Below are 24,034 nucleotides of genomic sequence, written 5' to 3'. Positions count from 1 at the left end.
GAACTCTAGCGACTCGGGAGGCGAAGTAATGACGAAGGTTCTTGTACTCGGTGGCTACGGTGCCGTCGGGATTCCCCTGATGAAACAACTCGCGAAGGTCCCCGAAATCTCCGCGTACTCCGCCGGCCGTGACCCTGCCCGCGCGGACGTCGTCGTTGATCTTAAAGAACCAGGCGCGTATTCGACTGTGGTTCGAGACTTCGATGTCGTGGTGAATGCGTCGGGTTTCGAGGATGTTCGCCTGGCCGACGAAGCGGTACGCGGTGGGGCGGCATTCGTCGACATCACGGCGACCTCGAGCTACTGCGAAGAATTGGAAGCGGTCGACGGACCCGTTCTCATGGGCGTCGGGTTGGCGCCGGGATTGACCAGTGTCCTTGCAACCGAGGCGCATCGACTCGGCGACGGACCCGTGGACATCCTGATCGGCCTCGGCGGTGGAGAACTACACGGGCCGGCCGCAACGGCGTGGACGTACGGGATGTTGGGCACGAGGTTTCCTGATCCCGACGGACGATCGGTCCGCAACTACACCGGGATGAAGACGTTTCGAATACCGGCCGATGTGACCGGCTACCGCACCGGTCCTGCTGTGCGGGCCGACTTTTCGGACCAGCATGCGTTGACGCGAGACCTCGGTGTTCCGGTCAGGACGTACCTGCGATTGGACACGTCCACCGCGACGCTCGGACTTGCGGCCATGACGTGGGCACCCGCGCTACAGAAGGTCGTGCCGAAGAAGCTGTGGGGCTCGGATCGTTGGGTAGCGATGGCCCGAGCGGATGCCGGCCCGGCGCTGTGGGTTTCGGGGCGTGGCCAGTCGGTCGCGACGGCAGCTATCGCCGCGCGCGCCGTGCAGGTGATTCGGGATGCCGCGATCTCGAAGCCGACGTGGTTCCACGCGGTGGAAACCACCGAGTCGTTGCAAGCGGCGGTTCCCGAACTGTCAGTGCGGCAATGGGATGGTGCGAGCCGATCGTCCGGCAAGACTGTCCACTAGTCGGGGCGAGCCGAGAAACGGCAATCCGGCGGCCGCATTGGTGAGACAACCGGGTACGACGACGCGGACGACGTGCAGGCCGGCGTGGAGAACATCAGTTGTGGTGAGATCGACCCATGCCGGCCGGAAACCGGCTGCCGTCAGAGCGCTTTCGGTGCCGGCGGCTGATGTCAGAGAGTCGAGTCCCACCTCGCCGACGACGGCACCGACCAGCTCACTCTCGAATCGTGCTTGGATCTCCGGGTCCAGGTGGAGCTGCAGGTGGCATCCGTAGTCCATCACGTCGGCAAAATCCGATCGGTAGGCGCCTGCATAGCTTCGGTCAGCTCGCCAAGGCGCAAGCGGACTGGTCGGGGAGGCCGCGGCTCGACCGATGCCGCTCTCCGGGTTGTCGTAGTCGGCGGAAAGCAGCTGCAGCTGAAGCGCTTCGCCGAGTGACTTGAACGCAGCCGTCTGCGCGTCTTCGTGGCAGGCGGTACCGATGGTCGAGTATCCGGTGAGTCCGTCGTGGACGAGGGCGCCGAGCACCGGGATCTCGAAATCGCTGTCGAATGACAACCACCTGGTCGAGAGGGTGCCGTGATTCCCCAGTCGCCGAAGCATCTCGGGAATGCCGGTGACGATCCGAACGCCGCGTCTTCCGTTCCAGGACAACGTCATCGCGTCTCGTTCGACTATCTCGCGCAAGGCATTGTCGATTGCGAACTTCACCGAGGGTCCGGCGGCGAGACCCGCCTGAGCCACCGGAGAGATCGCCGGACCCGTCCGGGCGACGAAATGAGGATACGAACCCCAGACGAGTTCGGCCGGTACCCAGATATCCGAACCCGTGATCAGGTCGGCTCCGCGAGTCCAGTCCATCTCCAGATCGTCGGTTGGTTCGACGAACGGGAACTGTGGCCGCGCGCACTGGGCGGCGTCGAAACGCGCGAGTTGTGACAGGTCGATGCTTGCTCCGATCAAGGCATCGGCCGACCCGCGGACGATCGGTTTGGCGACGATGTTGCCGCAATATCGTTCCACCGCTTCGCCTATCGCAGCTGCGGTAGGCCGCGCACGGTCACCCAGATCGAAGCAATATCCGGCGCCGGCCGAGTCACTGGACCAGGGTGAAAAGCGTGCTGAATCACTGACATACGAGTGAATCAGCTTGAACTCGGGCGGAAAGTGCTGGGGAACAACGGCGTCGACCAGCTCTCGAATGATCCCAGTTCGGCGGTCGACGAGCGAAGATGTCATGCGAGGGGGACCGGCAGATGCAGATGGGTGGTCGATGCGCTGGTCAATCTGCTACCTCCAAGAAGGGGAAAGGCTGCCGGGGCGTTGTTGTACAGGCCCGGAGTCAGGATGCGGACGACGTGCAACCCGGCAATCGAGATGTCGCCGGTGGTGAGATCGACGGAAATCGGCTGGTGTCCCCGTGACATCAGAAGCGCTACGAGAGAAGCCAGATCCAACGGCGCTTCGTCGGGAATCTCTGATACCGAGAGTGTTTCGGTGTAGTCGAAGAGATGTTCCTCTGCGGCCAGGGCCATCACGGGATCGAGATAAAGTTGGGCGACGGTCGGCAGATCGACGATGTCTTTCCATTGCGGATCGAACTCGTCCCGGTAACGACGGTCGGCCCGAAAGGGTTTGTACAGGTGCGCCGGCAGCGTTCCGTCCGCCACGCTGCGCCAGGTCGGCCCGTCGGGGTCGGCGAGGTCGATCGTGATGGCAAGTACGGCATACGCCTCGACAAGCGCCTTCGAGACTGCCGCCTCCACCGTCGGTCGACAAGCTGTGCCCAGCGCGACCAGTCCACGTCGGTCATCGCGGATCCACGCTGCGGCGACGGGAATGCCGAAGGGGGAGGGAAGCAGCAGCACTCGAACGCTCCGGGTCTGGCTCTCCAGATCCCCGAGTTGGCGGTGCGCAGGCAACCGCTCCCAGTCGGAAAGCTCGATCGCCGGCTGTGACCGGTCCCCGCACCACCACAGCGCGGTGGCATCGCGTTCGAGAAGTTCCAGCAGAGCTGACATCTCGGCCTCGTCGCGTGAGCGTCCCGCTGCGATTCCGGCGTACTGCAACGACGCGATCGGTGGCTCGCAGCGACGGGTGCCTGTGTAGTACCCGAGATAAGTCAGGGCCGCAGGCACGTAGGTGGGCACCTTTTCGTCCATGGTGTGACCCAATGCCCAGCGAATGTTCAGATCAGAGGTGAAGGGAACAAAGGGGAATCCGGGAAGGCGGTACTGATCCTCGCTGTACAACGCAAATTCAGCGGGATCGACGACCCGTGAGCCGGCCAGTTCCAGCGCTGATGCACTGCTGCGGACCAGATCCTCGGGGACCACGTTGCCGCAATATCTTTCGACGGCCTCACCGGTCGCCGCCCCGCGAGCTGCTGCATCGTCGCGTATCGAAGCCCCGAATCCGTAAGGGTCCGCGCGAAACAGTGAACCGCTGCCGCCGAAGTTTCTGGTGTCGGCCACCCTCGCGGCCCAACCGACCCAGCCTGTCGGCATGTCCGAGCGAATGTGTGGTTCCAGTGAGGTCAGCACGCCGCTCCGGGCGTCGACCAGCAAGTCATCCACCGGCAGTTCCTCCGAGTATCGGCAGGGTCAACGACCCGGAAAATGATTGGTGCAGTGCGGTACTGCGTGTTCCTCGATAGCGATCACCGTCTCCGAGATTGCGTGCGAGTCGTGGGAAGTCCGAGCCGGCGATCCGCAGCGTCAAGACATCACCCGCGCGCACAGTGTGCAACACGGGATCCAGATCGATTGTCACCATCGTCGGCTGCACGCTGACGCCCGCGCCCCGTGCGATCGACCTGGTGACTCCAGCGGCATCTACGACGCTCAGCTCGACGATCCAATCGGCTTCGCCCTCGGGCGAGTGCACTTTCAGCTCCACCGATGGTGTTCCGGAGAGTACGGAGTCGTGCTTGATATCGAAAGTCAAGACAACACAGTTGTTTCGGTCCCGTGAGGCGTCATACAGGAAGCTGTAGGCCGCATCCTTCCGATCTGGTTCGAGATGAACGCGATTCGCACCCGTGACAAACGGTTCGGTCGACCATTCGCCGACACCCCGGTCGAATACCCGATTGATGGTCAGGGGCCGCGCAGCGAATACCGATTCCATCCACTCGACCTGAAGGCGGCCGAAACTTGTCTCGCCGACCATTCCAGGGCGGAGGTCGTGCGCCCAGGGGCCCACGATCAAACTCTGCGGCCCGCGCCCAACGGACGTGAAGTGCCGCAGTGTCTCCCGAATCATCGCATCGTCCCAACCGCCGATGTGCAGCCCGGCGATGTCGAGTTCGGAGAGTTCGTCCGCGGACACCAGATCATCGCCACCGAAGTCTTCGCGTTTACGAGCGCGAAGGATCGGCGTCAACCAGCCCGGTGAATCGGAGGTCAGGCCGACCTCCTCGATCATCGACTGCACCGGGAGATGTTCCAGCAAAGACGAATCCGAACGCATCAGTTCAGGGATGAAACCCTCACGAGAGGAAGACGAATCTCCGTGCTCGCCCCACCACGCCAGATGCTCGGCGAGGAGAAGTATCCCCGAGGGATCACGTTTGACGCGGTCGCTTCCGATGGTCGGCACCTTGGAGACGACGCCGTCTACACGAAATGACCGATCGGCGCTGTTGGTCTCGGCAGCAAATGCCCAGGCGGTTCCGGCCGCATACGAAGCCCCGCTTGCGATGACGCACTCCGGTGTCCACGGCTGATCCTGCAGCCACTCGGCAAGGGCGGCGCTGTCCTCGCGCTCGTGGACGTACGGTACCCAAGATCCGGTGGAATCGTGCCGTCCACGTACGTCCTGACAGATGAAGGCAATTCCTCGTGATCGCCATTCGAGCCCCTCCGCCAGATGCCATCCACGCCCGTACGGGGTGCGGATCACGATCAGTCCCCGCGGTGAAGAATCCGGTGGGAGAAGCACATCCGTAGCCAACGAAGAACCGTCTGCCGCCGGGATCTTCACTCCGAGTGAGATCACCGGAGCGTCGGCGAAGGCTCGAGAACGCCGCCCGGCAGAGGTAGCACGGGATGGCGAGTCATCATGAGGGTTCGCGGATTCATCCGGATCTGGTGGTGAAGGTGTGATGGCGGTGCGCCATGTACACCAGCCACGACGTCCGAACATGCAAGCGCACTGGCCATTGCGGCTGCGGTGGGTTCAAGTTCGAGCGGGCGAGGTTCGCTGCCGGCGAGGTGATTCCACAGTGCCTGCAGATGATCCGGGACGCGCGACGCGGCAAGCCGTCGACCGCAGACGTCCCGGTAGCTTGCGCTGCCGATACCGTCGAAGAAGGGTCCGATGCAGATCTCACCCAGCTCCGCGTGGACGCGTTGCCACGGTGTTTGGTTTCGGCGGCACCAGGTATCGAGTTCCGACCACTCGTCGTGAGGAGGAGCACCGGCAACCGACAGTACGAGGTCCGACGACGCAACGTCGTCTTCGATTGGCGCAGTGGTGGATACGACCTCGAGATGCGGAAGAGCCTTGGAGAGCAGGGCGATGCAAGCATCGGCAACGGGTCCGATCCCGTCCATCAGCACACGCTGTGGACCCGGAATCTCCGGCGCTTGACCCGGAACAACCAGCACGCCGCGAGAGACGAGGGCGTCGGCGATCTCGATAGCTCCCGGGCCGAGCACCGAACCAGAGCGCCTGAGAAAGTTGTCGAGTTCCGCGAGGTCTTCGGCCGGCGCGCCGATCGTGACCGCGTTCTCGTCCGGTGTCAGGTAATGCCAAACACCGTCCGGGGTCGGATACAGCTGGTGTCCGTCGGCGAGGGCGTACACGGATCTCCTTGTCGGTGCCCGCACCCGACGAGTCGGATGCGGGCGGGGTCATCGGCAGATCAGACTGTCGAAACAGTCTGGATCAGGGGAGGTTTCAGCTCTGGAAGCTGAACGGGTTGTCGACGAGGGCGTTGGTGCCCACACCCTGCAGGGCGTGTGCGGACGTTGCCTCGGCAACCGGCTCGAAGGTAAACGGGTTGTCGACGAGAGCGTTGGTGCCGACGCCCTGGAGTGCATTGGCCGGAGCCGAGTTGGAGACGCTGTCGAACGAAATGTTGCTCATTGTCATCCCTTCCGTAATGGAAACCATTTCCATTACGATGCCACCGTACGAAAGATCGCCACGGAGAGCAACAGGTACAAGAGAGTGCATACATGAGCGAGACCCCGACGACGGGATCCGTCGAAGCGCAACCACATGTCTTTCGGGACAGATCGTTTCGATTGTTCTTCACGGCTCGTACGATTGCCGTAGCCGGTGCGGCGGTCACCGGAGTGGCCATGCCGATCCTGGTGTTCGACATCAGCCGGTCTCCGTTTCTCACCTCGCTCGCGGCTGCGGGGACGGTTCTGCCGTATCTCGTGTTCGGCTTGTTCGCCGGCGCCGTGGCAGACCGAGTCAACCGGCGGACGGTCATCCTGTGTGCGCAGGCCGTAGCTGCACTTGCTTTGGCGAGTATTCCGGCGGCGCAGGCACTCGGCGTATTGACGGCGTGGCATGCCGTCGGCGTATCGATGTGCATCGGAACGTGTTTCGTGTGGTTCGACGCCGCTGCTTTCGGAGCGCTGCCTGCTCTGGTCGGTCGGCAGAGGATACCGGCGGCCAACAGCGCGCTGTGGACGTCCAGCACGCTGATCGATGTTGTCTTTCCGGCGATAGCCGGCGTGCTTGTGGCCTCGATCGGCCCGGCCTACGCATTGGGTGCTGATGCACTGGCTTACGTACTGGCCGGGCTGGCCATGGCCTCGATCGGAGCCTCGTTTTCGATTACTCCTGCGGCGCCGAAGAAGTCGGGAACCGGAATTGCGCGTGACATACGCGAGGGCCTCAGCTTCCTCTGGCGGTCGCCGCTTCTGCGAGCCTTGACCGGCGTCGGCTTCGTCAATTCCCTGACGCAGGGTGCGGTTACGGCGCTCCTGGTGGTGTACGCATCCGAGAGGCTTGGGATTTCGACGTCGAGTCCGATGATCGGCGCCGTGTGGACGGCCGTCTCCGTGGGTGGAGTGGTCGGGGCGCTCGTGCTTCCACGCCTACCGGCGCAGTGGCCGGTCGGGGCGATCACTGTCGGGGCGCTGACCATCGCCCCGGTGGTGCTGTTCGTCGTTGCGACAACCGGCAACACCGGCGCCGCGATCACGGCGCTCGTCGTCTACTCCGGCTGTGCGACCGTCACCATCCTCAATGGCATCGGTGCACGTCAGCGCCTGACTCCGGATCGTCTGCAGGGGCGCGTGAACACCACGGCGAGGATGGTCGCCTGGGGTGGTTCGCCGGTCGGCGCCTTGATTGCCGGGGCAATCGCAGGACGCTGGGACATCGGCACCGCCTACCTCGTTGCGTGCATCTTTGCGCTGGTCGGGGCGCTCTTCGCGTGGGCGAGCGCGCTGCGGACCGACCCTTATCCGCACAAATGAGCATGTGACTATTAATGAAAACGACTGTCGTTATGGTTAGATCCACCTGTTCATGACTGCGAACCCCACCGACTCAGGAGTGCGATGACGCTGACCAGCGAGGCAGCACCACGAGTGCCGTCGCGTCCACATCCCGTCGGCGAGCGCGGGTACGTCCCGTTTCTGTTGGCCACGGCGGTTGTGCTTGTCGCGGTCTCCACCGTCGCGGTGTGGTCGGGTGCCGCGTCGGTGTCCTTTGCCGACGTGTTCGCGGTGTTGTACGCACACGTCGGCGGTCCGCCGGTCGACCCGTTGCTCGATCGGATCGTGTGGGGATTGCGGGTACCGCGCATTCTGATTGCGGCATTGGCGGGCGCCGGATTGTCGTTGGCCGGCGCCGTGCTGCAAGCGTTGGTGCGCAACCCGATTGCCGATCCGTACATTCTGGGCGTGGGTTCCGGAGCATCCTTCGGTGCAGTACTGATCATGACGACCGGCATCGGCACCGGCCTGTCGATCGGTGTTCCGGTGGCAGCCTTCCTGGGGGCCATGGTTTCCCTGATCGCGGTTCTCGTACTGGGTCGGCGAGAGGGAATGCTCGTCCCGCTGCGCATGGTCCTGGCCGGAGTTGCCATCGGCTATCTGCTCTCGGCTGCAACAAGTTTTGTGCAGTTGCGCGCCGATCCGAGTCAGCTTTCGGGAGTGCTCTTCTGGTTGCTGGGCTCGGTGAGCGGGGCCAGTTGGTCGGATCTCGGTGTGCCCGCCGCGGTGATCACCGTCTGCGCGGCAATTCTGTTGACACAATCGCGCCAACTCAACGCGTTGGCCATGGGAGACGAGAGCGCGCAATCGGTCGGCGTGGACGTGCGCCGTACCAGGTTGCTACTACTGGTGATCGCGTCGTTGCTGACCGCGGTTGTCGTATCCGTCGCCGGGGGAATCGGTTTCGTGGGGCTGCTCGTGCCGCACGCCGTACGACTTCTGGTCGGTTCCGATCACGGCAAGCTGCTCCCCGCGACCGCGTTGGTTGGTGCCACCTTCCTGGTGATCGTCGATCTTGCGGCTCGGATGTTGGATGCGCCCAACGAATTACCACTCGGGATCATCACCGCCGGATTGGGTGCACCGTTCTTCCTCTGGTTGCTTCGACGGGACGGCGGTGCGCAGTCATGAGATTGTCGGCCAGCGGAATTCACGTCGTTCGGGGCGGACGCCTCGTGGTTTCGGGTGTAGACCTCGAAGCGCCCGAGGGAAGCGTGGTCGGACTCGTCGGACCGAACGGCAGTGGAAAGTCCTCCCTCCTGCGCGCGTTGTATCGCTCGATGAAGCCTCGAAGCGGAATCGTGAAGGTGGACGAGGTGAATGTTTGGGACGATCTCTCGCCTCGATCGGCGGCACGCATCATCGGTGTTGTGGGGCAGGAGCATTCATCCGATTTCTCGTTCAGTGTCCGCGAGGTGGTTGCAACGGGTCGGACGCCGCATCACAGCGCGTTCTCTCGAATCGGCGAGATCGACCGAGACATCGTCAGCGCAGCACTGGTGCGAACCGGCATGCAGGGCTTTGGATCACGTCTCTTCGCCGAACTGTCCGGCGGAGAAAAACAGCGTGTGATGTTGGCCCGGGCGATCGCTCAACAACCGTCGCTGCTGGTCCTGGACGAGCCCACCAACCACCTCGACATCCGTGCTCAACTCGAATTGATGGAATTGGTCGCCGAACTCGGTACCACGACGATTGTCGCGATCCATGAACTCGCCTTGGCCGCAGCGTATTGCGACTACGTCTGTCTGCTCTCCGGCGGGGTAGTTGTCGCGACAGGACCAACGGCCGAGGTCCTCACCGAGGACCTGCTGTCCGAAGTATTCGGGGTTCAGGTGCATCTCGGCACTCATCCGTTGACCGGGCGCCCCCTGCTCTCGTTCGCCCCTCCGCTCCTACACACGAAAGAAGCAGTGTCTTGAAATCCTCGATACGTACTGCCGCGCTGATGTGCTCGGCCGTTACCGCCACCGCAGTACTGACCGCATGCGGAAACTCCACGGCGGATTCGGCGGCGTCGTCGTCCGAGAAGATCACCGTCACCAATTGTGATCGCGAGGTCACGGTGCCCAAGACGGTGGAGCGGATTGTCTCGCTGTATCCGTCGATGACGGAACTTCTCATTCAGCTCGGCGCCGCCGACCGCATTGTCGGACAATCGAATACCGACCTCTCTCCTCCCAGCCCCGAACTCGCTGATCAGTTCGCGGCCGTGCCGGTACTGAGCACCGGAGTTCCCGCGAAAGAAGCATTGCTCGACGCCCGTCCGGATCTGATCGTCTCCGACGGGGAATACTGGTTCGACGGTGACCGATTGCAGACCATGGACGAGTTGCGTGACCTCGGGATCCCGATCTTCGTGAACAGCGGCTACTGCCACAAGGCCGTCACCGAAGGCAGGATCGACGACGTCTGGTCCGACCTCGACGGTCTCGGCGCCTTGACCGGAACAAGTGACGCGGCAGCAACCCTCCTGGCCGACGGCAAGAAGTCCCTCGCAGCAACCGAGGCATCTGTCGCCGGGCAGGAGCCGGTTCCCACTGTGATGGTTCAGGTTTCGGAGGGACAGTCCTATGCTCTGGCCAGGGGCCTCTACAGCAGTGTGCTCGAGGCCGCCGGGGGAAGCAATCTTTTCGAGAACGACCTTCCCGACGGAAAGTACTTCGGCCAGGTAGCCACGGAATCGGTGCTCGCGAAGTCGCCGAAGGCTATCCTCGTCGTCTACTCCACCGAGTCGGCTCGGGAATCCACCCTGGATGCTGCGCGGACGGCATTTGCCGGAACCCCCGCCGCGACATCGAATGCGATCTTTGCCGTTCCGGAGGCATGGTTCGCCGGCGAGTTGGTCTCGATCGACGGGGCCGGCGAGGTGTCTCGCCTGCTGCACCCGGGTTCGTGACCGCACTCGAGCGAATCGAGGCCGTCGTATCGCTGCATGCAGTGTTGGACCGGACGGTGAGTCCGTCGGAGCTACCGTTCGACGAGCACGCACTGCCGCCGGTGACGTGTGAATCCGTGGAACTGCCGGCCGCGACGCCACTGCCGGCCTGCGGGTTCGCGGACGTCTTGCAGGCACGACGGAGCCGCTACGACCCCGCACAGACGGCACTCCGAGCAGGCGAGCTGTCAAACATGTTGCACCACAGTGTTGTCAGCAGCCCGACGGCGGGCGGGATGCGCGAACTGACGCTGTCGTTTGTTCTCAGCCGACCCGGAGACGAGCTCGGAGCCGGGGTATACCGATATGCCCGAGGCCGCGCCGAAGCTGTCCGGCCAGGCGACGTGCGAGAGCACCTTCGAGCGAGCCTTCTCCAACCCGAGTTCGTCGACGTGTTCCCGGTTCTTTTGTTTGTGGTCGCCGACGTTGAAGCGCCGCTCGAGAAGTACGCGATGCGGCACTACCGCACGATGCACGTGGATGCCGGTGTGCTGGTTCAGAATCTGTACCTCGTGACCGAGGCGATGGGACTTGCGGGCTGCGCCATCGCAGGATTCACGGATACGCGAGTGGCATCTCTGTTGAATCTCGCGACGACGCAGCTTCCCGTCATGGCTTTTGCACTCGGGAGGCGCAGCTAGGTCAGGCGAGAATACGTGCCTTCTGGGTCTCGAACTCGGCCTCGGTCAATACTCCCGCATTCTTGAGTTCGCCCAGCTTGGTGAGCTGTTCGAGCTTCAAGTCCATCGATGCTGCCGGAGCTGCCTGCGGTGGCAGGGGTGGTAGATCGGGAATCGGTGGCACCGGCTGGGCCTGCGCTGCGCGAGCCTGATCTTCGGCGGCCCAACGGGTCCGCTGACGGCGCTGAACATTGCCGTGAATGGAGCTTGCGACGGCTACCCGGCCGGCTCGCCTCAAGAAACTCATGCGTCCTTCTCCGTATTGCCTGGTGCGGTGTTGTCGAGTGCGGTGGCAAGTTCGTCCAAGCTCAGGTGACCTTCGGTGACAATCTTTGCGCCGCTGCGTGTCCACGCGTCGATCACCGGCAGTATGGCCAGTTCCTCGTAAACGAGCACGGCGGCAACACTACCGGTGGCCAACTCGTCACCAACGGCGGCGATGTCGCCGGCGTCGAGCAGTCCGGAGGCTGCGCCGTCGAACTGCGCCAGATCGAAATCTGCGAGTTCGAAGGTCGATGCCGGTACGACGGCCACTGATCCATCGGCGGCTTTGGTGACGAACTCGAGGTCGAGGATGCGGATCACGCCGGAGTCGACGAGAGTGAGCAGCTGCTCGAATCCTGCGGAGGTCGGTGCACCGCCGGGAAACTCGACGGCAACGTATTCGATCGGACCGAATTGGTCTTGGTTGGACATCGGTTACTTCTTGCCCTTCGTGGGTTGCGGTTCTTCCAGAGCAGGTACTTCGTCGGGCATGCGGCCGGCCGGAATGATGGCGAGCAGGGAGAGTCCGGCGAGGACGAGTAGCGAGGTTCGCAGGGCGCGCAAGCGCGCTTCGGTGTTGATCCGGATGGCTTCGTCGATCTGTGCTTGTGTCGCCGAGGTGTTTTCGAGCGTCACGACGAGTTGATCGTTGGGGACGAAGTTGACCTGGTCGAGATTGATCCCGGACTCGACCTTGAGTGATGCCGGGATGGTGGGGTTGTCGATCAGCTGCGAGCTGACGAGGGAACCAAGGATTCCGACGGCGAAGACGCTGGCCACCGCGATGCCGACGCTGCCGGACATGTTGTGTACCAGTCCCCGCCAGGCACCGACGTCGCCGGCCAGTTCCTTGGGAGCTGCGGTGAGGAGGGTGTTGAACACCAGCGCAACGATGGCGCCCTGCCCGAGGCCGAGGGTGATCAGTCCGATGACGACAAAGATCTGATGCCAGTCGCCACGAATGGTGAAGGCCAACAAGATGAGTCCAGCGGCAACGACGACGAACCCGGCTCGTGCGATCAGACGCGGGGAGTACGTCTTGTACAGACGCGCGACGACGGTGCTCGCGATGAAGATCGAAAGTGTGTACGGGATGATCGAGAACGACGTCTGCAAGCTGCTGCGGCCCTGGATGATCTGCATGTACAGCGGAATGAGGAAGTTGGCCGCGGTTCCCACGAACATCATCGTCGCCATGCAAATCGTGGTGGCGCGCTCGGCGCCGGTCTTGAGGACGTCGAGGTTGAAGAGCTGAGGCTTGTTCTGCGCCTTGCGGCTTCGCGTCCACTGGAAGAATCCCTGCGCGCAGATGGTGCCGAGGACGATCAGGATGGCCGCGGGTGAAACACCGATGACCGAGAACGGCGCAGCGTCGGTGGCCAGGATGACGCCCCACGAGTTCAGGCCGCTGAAACCGAAGCTGAGCAGGATGACGGCAACGGCAGCAATGGCGGCGCCGGCCCAGTCGATGGTGATGTCCTTCTGCGGGGGAACAGGTTTGACCCGGAAGCTCAGGATCAGGTTGACCACCGCGAGAGCCACGACGAGGGCGAACGAGTATCGCCACCCGATCGTCGTCGCGAAGGAACCGGCGATGAGCAGCGCCAGCACACCGGCCGCCGGGATTGCTGCTGCCAGGTAACCGATGGCCTTTGCCTGCTGATCGCCACTGAAGTTCGTGGCGATGAAGACCGTCAACGCAGGAGCGATGAGGGCGATCACGGCGCCGGATGCAGCTTGGGCCACGAACAGCATTGCCGGGCTCTGACTCAGGGCGACCGCGGCCATTGCGAGGCCGTGAATCGCGACGGCAATCTGGAAGACCAGACGCGTTCCGTAACGGGCGCCGATCTTGGCCCCCAACAGAATGAAGGCAGCCATGGCGAAGGTGCCCGCGGTGATCGCGGTGCCGACACTTGTTGCGGGCGTGTCGAGATCGGTGGTGATGCCGGCCATCGAGACGGTCAGGGCGTTGACGGCGAACGACGCCTGAATCTGGGTGAGGACCACCACGATGAGTGGTAGCCAGGAGGCGGTGCTCACGGCGGCCGTTGTGGCGGCCGCGCCAGGCTTTACGGACATGATGGGTCACGCCTTCCTCGACACTGCGTGTACTCGCGACGTGCCCGGATCAGCCACGCACGGCTACATTAGCCGGAATTGTGCTGAATGGTCGCCTGCAAGTGGTTGGTTTCTTCGCGGTAGACCACCATCTCCCGGTGCAAGGCGCGACGGAAGCGCGGTTGCTCGGCCAGGAGTACGGCCAGCACGGTCAGCAACAGCCACGTCGCGGCCGCGCTCGCGAGGAGCAGCAGGACCGGAATCCACGGACCGCCCATCTGCTCGAGCAGCGTCGTCTTTGCCCAGACGCGCCAGTAGAGCATCAGATTGACGATCAGTCCGACACCGTACGAGATGACGAAGGACAGCAGGAACTGCTTCCACGTGCCGTCGTGGCGCCGCGCCGTCATCGGTTCCGCCCGCAGCGGCAAGCTCACCGACATCACGTTCGCGACCCCCAACCAGAGCAGGATCATGGTCAGCACCTGGCCGCACGCCTTCACCAGGTCAGCACTGCTTCCGGAGCGCCACGCGAGGACGGCGCTGAGCAGGAACCCGGCGCTGCCGACGAGGAGCAGCATCACCGCGTTTTTCGCGACGAGCACGTGCCAGAGCCTCGTTCCACCGGACAACGCAGCGCGCACGCGGCCGGCGTCGAAGCTGAGCGCATTGGTGCACACGACGCTTCCGACCACACCCGAGAGTGCATACAGCGCAAGGTAAGGCAGTCGATCTTCCTTGGTGTCCCACTGGAAGAGGCGAATGAATGCCAGGTACGCCAAGCCCATTCCGAGGCTCAGCCCCAGCCGAAAAGCGATCGACCGAGGCTTTCCACTCACCACGTGCCGTGCTTCCTCACGGATCCGGGAGCCGAGATCCTGCACATGCCGGACGACGGGGTTGCCCGAGTTCAGCGGGACGTAACCACGGATCGCGGCGGCGACGGTATCGGTGTCACCGGCATCGAGCGCGGCGACGCGTGCTTCGAGAACCGCAAGGTGGGCGGCGCGCAAGGCTATCCGTGCGGTGGTCACCGCGGCGACGGCGTCGGCCTCGGCCTGCGCGGCGGTGCCGATGCCGGCGTCGGCGGGCAGTGGCGGCTGCAACGTCGTGATCAGTTCGAGTTGGCGCGCCATGTGCGGCGACGGTGACAACCCGCTGTACGACGGTCGGCTCAGCGCTGATCGTTCGTCGTCGAGCGAATCACGGACGGACGCGGCAGCCTTGCGGACGGCTGCCGGGTTGTGCCAGCGCACCGACCGGGCGTCACGCTCGGCGGCGACGGCCCGGGAGGCAACCTCGGTCAGATCCTCGACCGCTGTCAATGTCTGCTCCACTCGGTTTAGGTTGGTTTCATGACCACCAACTCGGAAAAGGAAGATCTCCAGCGGTACCTGCAGGCAGCACGTGATGCGCTCGTCTGGAAGCTCGACGGGCTGTCGGAGTATGACATTCGGCGTCCGATGACCCGGACAGGGACCAACTTGTTGGGACTGGTCAAACACATGATCGGCGTCGAGCTCGGGTATTTCGGTCCTACGTTCGGCCGTCGGGTTCCCGATCTCCCCGCGTGGTTGCGTTCGGAGGAACTCAACGTCGACATGTGGGCCCGCGCCGACGAGTCCACTGCCGACATCGTCGAAACCTATCGCCGCACCTGGGCTTTCGCCGACGCCACGATCGAGGAGCACGATCTGGACGCCCCCGGCTTCGTGAAGCACTGGCCGGAGGATCGTCGCGACGTCACACTGCACCGGATACTCGTTCACGTTGTCACCGAGATCCATCGGCACGCCGGCCACGCGGACATCGTGCGGGAGCTGATCGACGGCGCCGCGGGGATGAAAGCGGGCGACAACAATCTGGCTCCCGGCGATGAGGCGTGGTGGGCCGAGTACACCGACCGTCTGGAGACGGCGGCACGCGAGGCCCACCACGCTTGAACTACTCGAATACCGCTGCCGCGCCGATCACCACGACAACGATCACGAAGTTGATCAGTAGCAGTGGCCAGACGAAGCGCAGGAACTTGTCGTAGCCGACCTTCGCCATGGCCAACCCGCCGACAACGACGACGTTGGTCGGGGCAACCATCAGCATCAGGCCGTGGCCCATCTGGAAGGCGGTGATGACGAGTGCTCGGCTGACTCCGGCAAAGTCGCCCAGCGGCGCGAGCAGCGGCATCGCCAGGGTGGCGTGACCGGAACTGGACGGGATCAGGAACGCCAGCGGGATGTTGACGAGCATCACCAGGATCGCGAAGACCCCCGCCGAAGCGCCGCTGACCAATTGCTCCATCGCGTTGAGGATGGTGTCGAGGGTTTCGGTGTTGGTCATGATCACCGAGACGCCGCGAGCGAGCAGGATGACGATCGCCGGTCCGACCATGTCGCCGGCTCCACGCGTGATCAGGGAGACGATCTTCTTCTCACCCATCTTCGCGACTATGCCGACGAGAACGGCGGCGAGGATGAACAGCATCGCCAATTGCGGGAACCACCAGTTCAACTCGAACCAGTAGGGCTCGGTTGCCGTGACGTGGTACGCGTCGTACTCGGCCGGACCGGTAGTGGCGCCGAAGATGCTCGACCACGGGATGACGGAGAAGATCATCAGTCCGAAGGTGAGTCCGGTGATGAGCAGTACCAGCTTCTGAGTTCCGGTGAGCTTGCCGTCGATGTCCACCGGCTCGGCCGGCTCTTCGTCTTCGTCGTCCGCGATGTCGAAACCGACAAGCGACTTGGACGGATCCTTCTTCACCTTTGCGGCGTAGCGGAGAACGAATACCACTGCCACAGCGGTCAATACGATCCACAGGATCACGCGCAGCACGATGCCGTCACCGATGGAGACGCCTGCCTCACCGGAGGCGACGCCGATCGAGAACGGATTGACGGTCGACGCCATGTTTCCGACCAGAGCGCCGAGGATGATCATGGTGGCCGCGACCATGCGGTCGTAGCCCAGTGCCGTCATCAGCGGTATGAGCAGGGCGTAGAAGCCGAACGTCTCGACCGAGAAGCCCATTGTCGAACCGAGCAGCGAGAACAGCACCATGATGACGGTGATGAGCAACCAGCCCTTGTCGCTGAGCTTGGTAGCGAGTTGGGAGACAGCGGTTTCCAGGCTGCGGGTGGCAAAGCTGACCGAGATGAACGCACCGAGCGCCATGATGAAGAGGACTACGCCGACCGAACCGAAGAGCCGTCCGATGTTGTCGGTGTCGACGAACCCGGTGATCGAATCCTGGACGCCGTAGAGGCCGTTCACGGGGGAGAGGATCAGTTGCTGGATTCGTTCCCAGAACGAGAGCGGAGACGTGACGGTCTCGAAGCTGCCGGGAACGGGTGAGCCGTCCACGTCGACGCCGAAGCGTCCGGCCGGAATGAACAGTGCCGCAATCCATACCAGGACGGTGACGATCGCGAGCATCGTGACCGCGCCGGGGAACTCGAATTTCTTCTTGGCCGGAGTAGGTGCGGACCCCGTGTCGGTTTCGGTGCTCATTTCTTCCCCTCGAAGGTGTCGGCGTACTCCTGGAAGAACAGTGCTTTGGCGACGACGGCCTTCTCGAGCTCGTCGAGCAGGACGCGTTCGTTGGGGCCGTGGATGTTCGCGTAACCGTCGGTGGCGCCGAACAACAGCTTCTCGGCGGTGGGCACTGCTGTATCCAAGGCCATCACGAGGGGGATCGAGCCGCCGCCTGCCATCAGCCCGGCCGGCTCACCCCACGACTGCGATAGTGCAGACAATGCCGCGTCGAAGGCCGGTCCACCTTCGGCTGCCGCAAACCCGTCGCCGGTTTCTCCCGCGGTGACGGTCAGTTGCAAACCGAAGGGGCGCAGGGCTTCCAGGTGCCGGACCAGAGCAGCCTGCGCCTCGGTGGCAGGTTGGCGCGGGTGTACGCGCAGATTGATCACGGCGCGGGCCGTGCTTGCGACGGCGTTGACCGCACCGTCCACAGGGGGAGCGTCGATTCCCGTCACGGTGATGGCCGGGCCCGACCAGATGCGTTCGCCGATGCCGCCGGTTCCGAGCAGCGGAAGCCCGTCACGGATCTCGGCGAGGGTGCGGAACTCGTCCTCGGTGTATGAACTGCCGGTCCACGGTTCGCGCATGAGGCCGTCGACCGCCACGTCACCGTTGTCGTCGTGCAGCGACGCCAGTGCGCGGATGAGCGCGAGGCGGGCGTCCGGTGCGGCGCCGCCGTAGAGGCCGTTGTGCTTGTCGGCTCCGAGAGTGGTGAGTTCGACGATCACCTGGGCCGATCCGCGCAGTGCGACGGTCAGGGTCGGTGATCCGGGTCGAACGCTCCCGACGTCGGCGATGACCATTGCGTCGGCCGCAAACAATTCGGGGGCTTCCGGCGGATAGTTGTCGAAGGGGCTGCCGAATTCTTCCTGGCCTTCGATGACGAGCTTGACCGTCACCGGCGGCTTTCCGTCGAAGACGCGAAGCGCGCCGATCATGCCGATGACGTTTGCCTTCGAATCTGCCGTACCGCGGCCGTAAATCGCGCCGTCACGCTTGCTCGGTTCGAAAGGCGGTGAATCCCAGAGTTCGACGTCGTCGGCGGGAACGACGTCGTAATGCGAATACATCAATACGGTCGGGGCTCCCTCTGGACCGGGAACTGTTGCAATGATGACCGGCGCAGTTTTACCTGTTATTTCGAGTTTCTCTATCTTCGTGACTCCGGACTTCTCCAATAGAGAAACGATCAGGTCGTGAGCCTCGAACAGGGGCTCGCTGGGGAAACCTTCTGTTGCTATCGACGGAATACGAACAAGTTCGACGAGTTCCGACTCCAGTGCCGGCATCAAAGCTGCAACTGTTTCCTTGATTGTGGAATAGGAGGGCGAGGCGGATTCTTCCGGCACGGATTTGACTCCTTCTGGGAAAGGCGAAAAACATTAGAGGCAGAGTCTTACACCCGATATGCGGGGTGTGAAAGGGTGACCCGAACAAAAAGCCGAAGTGGGGCGCCGGGCTCGCGATTCTTGACATTGACGTCAACGTCAACACACACTGTGACGGTGACCACCAGTGAAACGCAGGAGCGAGCGCGGACAGCCCGCAAACTCGGCGACGGTCCACGCCGTGCCGGACTGCTCGACACCGCTGCCCTCTGCTTCGGCGAACTCGGATACGACGCCGTGACGGTCGAGACGATCACGACCAGGGCTGATGTGTCCCGGGCGACCTTCTACGCGTACTTCTCGTCGAAGGACGAGGTCTTCCGCGCCGTCGCCGAAATGATGTGCCGACGCTTCCTCGACGCTCAGCACATGGAGGGCCCGGCGGCCGAGGATCTACGCGAAGTTCTCCGAACGACCACGTCGGCGTTCATCACGGCCGTGTACACCTACGGTGACCTGCTCGCGGTGATCGAGCATCGGGCGCGGGTGGATTCCGAGGTCGAGCGCAGTTGGTCGGCGGTTCGCGAAAAGCTCGTGAGCCGCTACGTCCGGTTTGTCGAACGGATTCGACGGGTTCACGACGTAGATCCCTGTGTTTCGCCCCCGGTGCTCGTTCAGATGATCTCGGACGCACAGATGGCCGGTGGAGCACGACTGAGTAAGGCGAGTGTCGAAGAGCAGAACCAGTTCATTGCAGATATGACGACGATGTCCGAGCGGTTGATCGGGTTCGAAGAGTCGAAATAGATTTCTTTTACGAATGGAGTGATCGGTGGCAGAACAAGACGTGCTCGAAGCGGCTCTGGCGGAGATCTCTGCGCTGCAACAAGCGCATTGGCCCGCCGGCATTCCCCGCGCCGTCGAGTATCCGCTCGAAGGTGGGGGACTTGTCGATTACTTGCGGCATTGGGCGATCGAGCGGCCGGATACTCCTGCCATCGTCTTCTACGGCCGGGTCATCACGTATTCCGAATACGACGAGCTTTCGGATCGTTTTGCCGGATGGCTGCTGTCACTCGGAGTCGAACGCGGCGATCGCGTCGGCGTTCACCTGGTCAATTGCCCTCAGTTCCATATCGCGATGCTCGGCATTCTCAAGGTCGGTGCGGTTCACGTGCCGATCAATCCACTCTTCCGTGAACATGAATTGATTCACGAACTCAACGATGCCGGCGTCAAGGTCCTACTGACGCAGAACACCTTCTCGAAGTTGGTGAAGAAGGTTCGCACACAGACTCCACTCGAACACGTCGCGAAGACTGCAGTGTCGGACATGCTGACGGCGATCCCGACCGTCGAACTGCCCTTCGAGGTCGACGATCCGCGCCTGAGCGACTGGCAGTCGATCATCACCAGTGAGCGGGCGACTCCTGTCGCCACCGAACTCGATTCCCTCGCCGCCCTGAACTACACGGGCGGAACGACGGGAATGCCCAAGGGCTGTGAGCACACTCAGCGCCACATGGTTTACACCGCGGCCACCGCGACGCTTGCGGGCGGTGACCAGGTGGGTGCCAATCCGCCGGTGTCCCTGGTGTTTCTGCCGATCTTCTGGATCGCAGGTGAGGACTTCGGCATCCTGGTTCCGCTCGTCAACGGCGGAACCGTGGTCCTGCTGAATCGTTGGGATGCGGAGACCACGCTCGACGCTGTCGAGGCTTACGGCGTGACCTCGCTGGTCGGAACTGTCGACAATTACGTCGAACTGATGGACACGCCAGGATTCGCGGAGCGAAATCTCTCGACACTCCAGAACGTCATGGCAGTTTCGTTCGTTCTCAAACTCGATCCGGCCACGCGCCAGCGGTGGCGCGAGGCTACCGGCGGCGTTCTGCGCGAAGCGAGCTACGGCATGACCGAAACCCACACCGCGGACACGATCACCCTCGGCTTCCAGGACGGCGACTACGACCTGAAAAGCGAGCCGGTGTTCTGCGGAATTCCGGTGCCCGGCACCGACGTTCTGATCGTCGATCACGACGGCAGGCCGGTTCCCGTCGGCGAGCACGGGCAGATCATCGTGCGCAGCCCATCCATCCTTTCCGCGTACTACCGCAACGAGGGGGCCACCGCCGACGCCATCCGTGACGGCTGGCTGCAGACCGGTGACGTCGGAAAGTTCAGTGAGCGTGGCGGTTTGCACTATTTGGCGCGGAACAAGGAAATGATCAAGACCAACGGCATGAGTGTCTTTCCCTCCGAGGTGGAAGCGCTGCTCATGCTGCACCCGGCGATCGAAAAGGCTGCGGTGGTGCCGAAACCGGACCCGGACAAGGGGCAGGTGGCTTTTGCGTTTGTCCAACTGGTCGAGGGTTCCGACACTGTGGCCGACGAGATCGTCTCGTGGGCGAAGGAGAACATGGCCACGTACAAGGTGCCCGAAGTGGAAGTGCTCGAGGCGCTTCCGATGACAGCGACAGGAAAGGTGCGCAAGGGCGATCTGTTCGAGCGCACTCAGGGGGACAAGTGAGACTGCTGATTGCGAACCGCGGCGAAATTGCGCTGCGGATCATTCGAACTGCCCGTGAACTCGGGATCGAGACGGTGTCGGTGTACGCCGAGGACGACGCGTCCAGTCCGCACGTCGCGGCGGCCACGGAGTCGGTGCCGCTCGGAGCGTCGGGCGCATCCGCGTATCTCGATCAGGGGGCTTTGCTGAAGATCGCGGCCGAAACAGGCGCCACGCACGTGCACCCAGGTTACGGGTTCCTCAGTGAGAACGCCGAATTCGCGCAGGCGTGTACCGAGGCGGGCATCGTCTTCGTCGGCCCGGACGCCCAGGTTCTCCGGACTTTCGGCGACAAGGCCAGTGCCCGCACCGCGGCTGTCGACTCAGGAGTGCCGGTCCTGCCGTCGACATCGGCGAACGCCGACCTCGACGAGGTGCGTGAATTCTTCGAGCGCAATTCCCGCGGGATCATGATCAAGGCGCTCAGCGGCGGCGGTGGCCGCGGCATGCGCGCGGTGCGTGACCCGAAAGCACTCGACGACGCGTACCGTGTGTGTGCGGCCGAAGCCCAGTCGGGATTCGGCAGTTCGGCACTGTTCGCCGAGGTACTCAGTGAGCACGCTCGGCACATCGAAGTGCAGATCGTGGCGGCACCGGGGCAAGGTGGAACCCACGCGCTCGCTCTGGGGGACCGCGATTGCAGCGTCCAACGTCGCCATCAGAAGTTGATCGAGGTTGCGCCCGCGCAGGGGCTGTCGGGGGCCCTGCGCGATCGTCTTCACGCTGCGGCGGCGAGGCTGTGCGCCGAGGTCGGCTACCGCGGCATCGCGACGGTCGAGTTCCTCGTCGAGGAACGCGGCTTCGTCTTCCTCGAGGTCAATCCCCGAATTCAGGTGGAGCACACGGTGACCGAGGAGGTCACCGGAGTCGACCTCGTCTCCGTGCAGCTCGCGATCGCGGACGGAGTTCCGTTCGAGAACTTGGACTTGCCAACAGGGATCATCGCTGTCGAGAAGGGCTCGGAGACAGTCGGATCCGTGGCAAACGCTTCGGGAATCGCGATCCAGACCCGCGTCAACATGGAAACCATGACGCCGGACGGCAATGCGTTGCCCTCGTCGGGCACGCTCGACAACTTCACTCCTCCGGGCGGGCCCGGCGTGCGAGTGGACACCTTCGGTACGGTCGGACTCTCGCCGAGTGCGCGTTACGATTCGCTCTTGGCAAAGGTGATCACCCACACGCGTCGATCGGATTTCCCTGCCGCGGTGCGCAAGTCGATTGCCGCTTTGAGTGAGTTCGCCATCGGCGGCGTAGCGACCAACATCGAGTTCCTGCAGGCAATACTGTCGGACAAGGACTTCCGCGACGGCCTGGTCGACGTCGACTGGTTGGGTTCTCGATTGGCGGACCTCGTCCCCGACGTTGGCCCACAAACGCCCTCCTCGTCTGTGGACGTGGCACCGGACGAGGATGTGGTCCGTGCACAGATGGCGGGCATCGTCGTCGAACTCGCGGCAGTCGGTGACGGCGTCCATGCGGGTGGCCAGGTTGCCGTCCTCGAGGCGATGAAGATGCAGCATGTTCTCTCGGCGCCCGGTGATCTCGAAGTGGTCCGGGTCCTGTCGTCACCGGGGAGGTCGGTGGGTGCGGGCGAACCGTTGCTCGTCGTCCGTAGTGCAAGCGCGGGATCGAAGCTCGCCGAGGTCGACGAGGTGGACCTCGACGACGTGCGTCCCGATCTCGCGGAGATCATCGCTCGCCACGAGGTGACCCTGGACCCGGCCCGGCCCGCAGCCGTGGCGAAGCGTCACAAGCTGGGACGCCGGACTGCTCGCGAGAACGTCTACGACCTGGTCGACGACGACAGCCTGGTCGAGTACGGCGCTCTCGCGCTGGCGGCGCAGCGGAGTCGGCGAAGCGAGGAAGACCTGATCGCCAACACTCCTGCCGACGGGTTGATCGGCGGAGTGGCGACCATCAGCGGCGGCGAGAGCGTCGTGATCTCGTACGACTACTCGGTGCTCGCCGGTACCCAGGGCATGCGCAATCACGCCAAGACCGACCGCCTGCTCGAGATCGCCGATCGCAAGCGAGTTCCGGTGGTGCTGTTCGCGGAAGGTGGCGGCGGTCGCCCCGGTGACACCGACGCCGGCGCCGGGGCGGGCCTCGAGCTGGGAACCTTCCGCGCCATGGCGGCGCTGAGCGGGCGGGTGCCCATGGTCGCCGTCGTGTCCGGGCGCTGTTTCGCAGGCAACGCGGCCCTGGCCGGCGCGTGCGACGTCCTGATCGCGACACCGGACGCCAACATCGGGATGGGTGGTCCTGCCATGGTCGAGGGCGGCGGGCTCGGAAACTTTCGCCCCGAGGACATCGGCCCCATCGACGTGCAGCGCCGCAACGGCGTCGTACACCTGGTCGCTGACGACGACGCTCATGCGGTGGCGCTGGCCAAGCAGTACCTCGGCTACTTCCAGGGTGCGAGCGGAGAGTGGACCGCTCCGGATCCGCGGCTCTCGCGGCATGTGGTGCCGGAGAATCGCCTGCGCTCGTACGACGTTCGTGGAGCGATCGACGCAATCGCGGACGTCGACAGCGTCCTGGAACTGCGTCGAGACTACGGACGCGGTGTAGTAACCGCACTCGTTCGTGTCGAAGGAGTTCCGTACGGTGTGCTGGCGAACAGCAGCGAGCATCTCGGCGGCGCGATCGACGCGGAAGCCTCGGACAAGGCTTCGGATTTCCTGGAACTGCTCGAAGCGCACCGCATCCCTCTGGTGACGCTGTGCGACACACCGGGATTCATGGTGGGCCCGGATTCGGAGGAGGAGGCGACGGTTCGAAGGTTCGGCAGGTTCTTCGTTGCCGGTGCTCGCCTCACCGTGCCGTTCGGAACGATCATCCTGCGCAAGGGTTACGGGTTGGGCGCAATGGCAATGGCCGGTGGTTCCTTCCACGCCCCCGAGTTCACGGTCGCGTGGCCGACGGGCGAGATCGGGCCGATGGGTCTGGAAGGTGCTGTGCGTCTCGGTTTCCGCAAGGAACTCGAGTCCGTCGAAGATCCGGTGGCTCGGGAAACGCTGTTCGGTCAGTTCGTGGAACTGGCCTACGCACAGGGCAAGGCGCTGATGGCGGCGACCACGTTCGAACTGGACGACGTCATCGATCCGGCCGGTACCCGCGGATGGATCAGACAACTCTGCAGAAACAGTTGAGATCCTGCTGATTCGAGCTGTTGCCGCACGTGGGCGGGGCAACT

General features: G+C 63.5%; 21 protein-coding genes. 10 read left to right on the top strand and 11 right to left on the bottom strand.

Going from position 1 to position 24,034, the window contains the following annotated elements; genetic code table 11:
• The first annotated feature begins 28 nt into the window (after positions 1–28).
• Positions 29–1,000 carry a hypothetical protein gene (locus G4D79_RS04720; RefSeq protein ID WP_180279544.1) on the top strand — a complete coding sequence of 324 codons (972 nt, stop codon included), beginning with the start codon at positions 29–31 and terminating at the stop codon, positions 998–1,000.
• On the opposite strand, the gene G4D79_RS04715 is transcribed toward G4D79_RS04720, so the two are convergent.
• The 5 genes from G4D79_RS04715 to G4D79_RS04695 all read right to left on the bottom strand — a co-directional run bounded on the left by G4D79_RS04715 (position 947) and on the right by G4D79_RS04695 (position 6,091).
• Positions 947–2,239 (bottom strand): YcaO-like family protein, encoded by a 1,293-nt coding sequence (locus G4D79_RS04715; protein WP_099696850.1) that lies wholly within the window; start codon positions 2,237–2,239, stop codon positions 947–949. The genes G4D79_RS04720 and G4D79_RS04715 overlap by 54 nt on opposite strands.
• Positions 2,236–3,576, bottom strand: coding sequence for a YcaO-like family protein (locus G4D79_RS04710; RefSeq protein ID WP_042453284.1), 1,341 nt, complete (start codon positions 3,574–3,576; stop codon positions 2,236–2,238). The genes G4D79_RS04715 and G4D79_RS04710 overlap by 4 nt, the downstream gene beginning before the upstream one ends.
• Positions 3,569–4,999: a CocE/NonD family hydrolase gene (locus tag G4D79_RS04705; RefSeq protein WP_099696849.1), complete on the bottom strand. Its 1,431-nt coding sequence runs from the start codon at positions 4,997–4,999 to the stop codon at positions 3,569–3,571. The genes G4D79_RS04710 and G4D79_RS04705 overlap by 8 nt, the downstream gene beginning before the upstream one ends.
• Positions 4,996–5,808, bottom strand: a complete 813-nt coding sequence (locus G4D79_RS04700; protein WP_099696848.1) for a hypothetical protein — start codon at positions 5,806–5,808, stop codon at positions 4,996–4,998. The genes G4D79_RS04705 and G4D79_RS04700 overlap by 4 nt, the downstream gene beginning before the upstream one ends.
• A gap of 94 nt (positions 5,809–5,902) precedes the next feature.
• Entirely contained in the window at positions 5,903–6,091 is a 189-nt protein-coding gene (locus G4D79_RS04695; protein WP_003943543.1) for a streptamidine-related RiPP repeat protein, read from the bottom strand.
• Positions 6,092–6,183: 92 nt separating this feature from the next.
• Between G4D79_RS04695 and G4D79_RS04690 the strand changes: the two genes are divergently transcribed.
• The 5 genes from G4D79_RS04690 (at position 6,184) to G4D79_RS04670 (ending at position 11,043) form a co-directional block, all read left to right on the top strand.
• On the top strand, positions 6,184–7,443 hold the full coding sequence (locus G4D79_RS04690) for an MFS transporter (RefSeq protein ID WP_042920631.1): 1,260 nt from the start codon (positions 6,184–6,186) through the stop codon (positions 7,441–7,443).
• An 84-nt stretch (positions 7,444–7,527) separates the two neighbouring features.
• The gene (locus tag G4D79_RS04685) at positions 7,528–8,595 is read left to right on the top strand and encodes an iron ABC transporter permease (RefSeq protein ID WP_042920630.1); all 1,068 of its coding nucleotides are present in this window, start codon (positions 7,528–7,530) and stop codon (positions 8,593–8,595) included.
• Positions 8,592–9,386, top strand: a complete 795-nt coding sequence (locus tag G4D79_RS04680; RefSeq protein WP_099696847.1) for an ABC transporter ATP-binding protein — start codon at positions 8,592–8,594, stop codon at positions 9,384–9,386. Before G4D79_RS04685 ends, G4D79_RS04680 begins: the two co-directional genes overlap by 4 nt.
• Positions 9,383–10,363, top strand: a complete 981-nt coding sequence (locus G4D79_RS04675) for an ABC transporter substrate-binding protein (protein WP_099696846.1) — start codon at positions 9,383–9,385, stop codon at positions 10,361–10,363. Before G4D79_RS04680 ends, G4D79_RS04675 begins: the two co-directional genes overlap by 4 nt.
• A complete protein-coding gene (locus tag G4D79_RS04670) occupies positions 10,360–11,043 on the top strand; it encodes a SagB family peptide dehydrogenase (protein ID WP_099696845.1) in 684 nt (227 codons plus the stop codon). The genes G4D79_RS04675 and G4D79_RS04670 overlap by 4 nt, the downstream gene beginning before the upstream one ends.
• 1 nt (position 11,044) lies before the next feature.
• Here G4D79_RS04670 and G4D79_RS04665 read toward each other — a convergent pair whose 3' ends face one another.
• From G4D79_RS04665 to G4D79_RS04650, 4 genes are all read right to left on the bottom strand, one after another.
• Positions 11,045–11,329, bottom strand: a complete 285-nt coding sequence (locus tag G4D79_RS04665; RefSeq protein ID WP_007735909.1) for an SHOCT domain-containing protein — start codon at positions 11,327–11,329, stop codon at positions 11,045–11,047.
• Positions 11,326–11,778 carry a DUF6325 family protein gene (locus G4D79_RS04660; RefSeq protein WP_007735911.1) on the bottom strand — a complete coding sequence of 151 codons (453 nt, stop codon included), beginning with the start codon at positions 11,776–11,778 and terminating at the stop codon, positions 11,326–11,328. Before G4D79_RS04660 ends, G4D79_RS04665 begins: the two co-directional genes overlap by 4 nt.
• A gap of 3 nt (positions 11,779–11,781) precedes the next feature.
• Positions 11,782–13,428 carry an MFS transporter gene (locus G4D79_RS04655; protein WP_050657053.1) on the bottom strand — a complete coding sequence of 549 codons (1,647 nt, stop codon included), beginning with the start codon at positions 13,426–13,428 and terminating at the stop codon, positions 11,782–11,784.
• Between the two features lie 68 nt (positions 13,429–13,496).
• Entirely contained in the window at positions 13,497–14,744 is a 1,248-nt protein-coding gene (locus G4D79_RS04650; protein ID WP_058227365.1) for a hypothetical protein, read from the bottom strand.
• An 18-nt stretch (positions 14,745–14,762) separates the two neighbouring features.
• On the opposite strand from G4D79_RS04650, the gene G4D79_RS04645 reads away from it, so the two are divergent.
• Positions 14,763–15,350: a DinB family protein gene (locus G4D79_RS04645; RefSeq protein WP_003944177.1), complete on the top strand. Its 588-nt coding sequence runs from the start codon at positions 14,763–14,765 to the stop codon at positions 15,348–15,350.
• Position 15,351: 1 nt separating this feature from the next.
• Here G4D79_RS04645 and G4D79_RS04640 read toward each other — a convergent pair whose 3' ends face one another.
• Complete coding sequence (locus tag G4D79_RS04640; RefSeq protein WP_050657054.1) at positions 15,352–16,914, bottom strand: YfcC family protein; 1,563 nt, start codon at positions 16,912–16,914, stop codon at positions 15,352–15,354.
• Entirely contained in the window at positions 16,911–18,287 is a 1,377-nt protein-coding gene (locus G4D79_RS04635) for a M20/M25/M40 family metallo-hydrolase (RefSeq protein ID WP_080726737.1), read from the bottom strand. The genes G4D79_RS04640 and G4D79_RS04635 overlap by 4 nt, the downstream gene beginning before the upstream one ends.
• A 150-nt stretch (positions 18,288–18,437) precedes the next feature.
• Between G4D79_RS04635 and G4D79_RS04630 the strand changes: the two genes are divergently transcribed.
• Genes G4D79_RS04630 through G4D79_RS04620 form a run of 3 tightly spaced genes read left to right on the top strand, consistent with a single transcriptional unit; the run spans position 18,438 to position 23,990 of the window.
• Positions 18,438–19,073: a TetR/AcrR family transcriptional regulator gene (locus tag G4D79_RS04630; protein ID WP_054828442.1), complete on the top strand. Its 636-nt coding sequence runs from the start codon at positions 18,438–18,440 to the stop codon at positions 19,071–19,073.
• 25 nt (positions 19,074–19,098) lie between these two features.
• Positions 19,099–20,796, top strand: coding sequence for an AMP-binding protein (locus tag G4D79_RS04625; RefSeq protein WP_099696844.1), 1,698 nt, complete (start codon positions 19,099–19,101; stop codon positions 20,794–20,796).
• Positions 20,793–23,990 carry a carboxyl transferase domain-containing protein gene (locus G4D79_RS04620; protein WP_099696843.1) on the top strand — a complete coding sequence of 1,066 codons (3,198 nt, stop codon included), beginning with the start codon at positions 20,793–20,795 and terminating at the stop codon, positions 23,988–23,990. The genes G4D79_RS04625 and G4D79_RS04620 overlap by 4 nt, the downstream gene beginning before the upstream one ends.
• Positions 23,991–24,034 lie beyond the last annotated feature (44 nt).

Source organism: Rhodococcus sp. WY5 (assembly GCF_018588185.1).
Taxonomy (GTDB): Bacteria; Actinomycetota; Actinomycetes; order Mycobacteriales; family Mycobacteriaceae; genus Rhodococcus_F; species Rhodococcus_F qingshengii.
The sequence above is the reverse complement of the archived record's forward strand: the minus strand, read 5'-3'. Positions and strand labels throughout refer to the sequence as shown.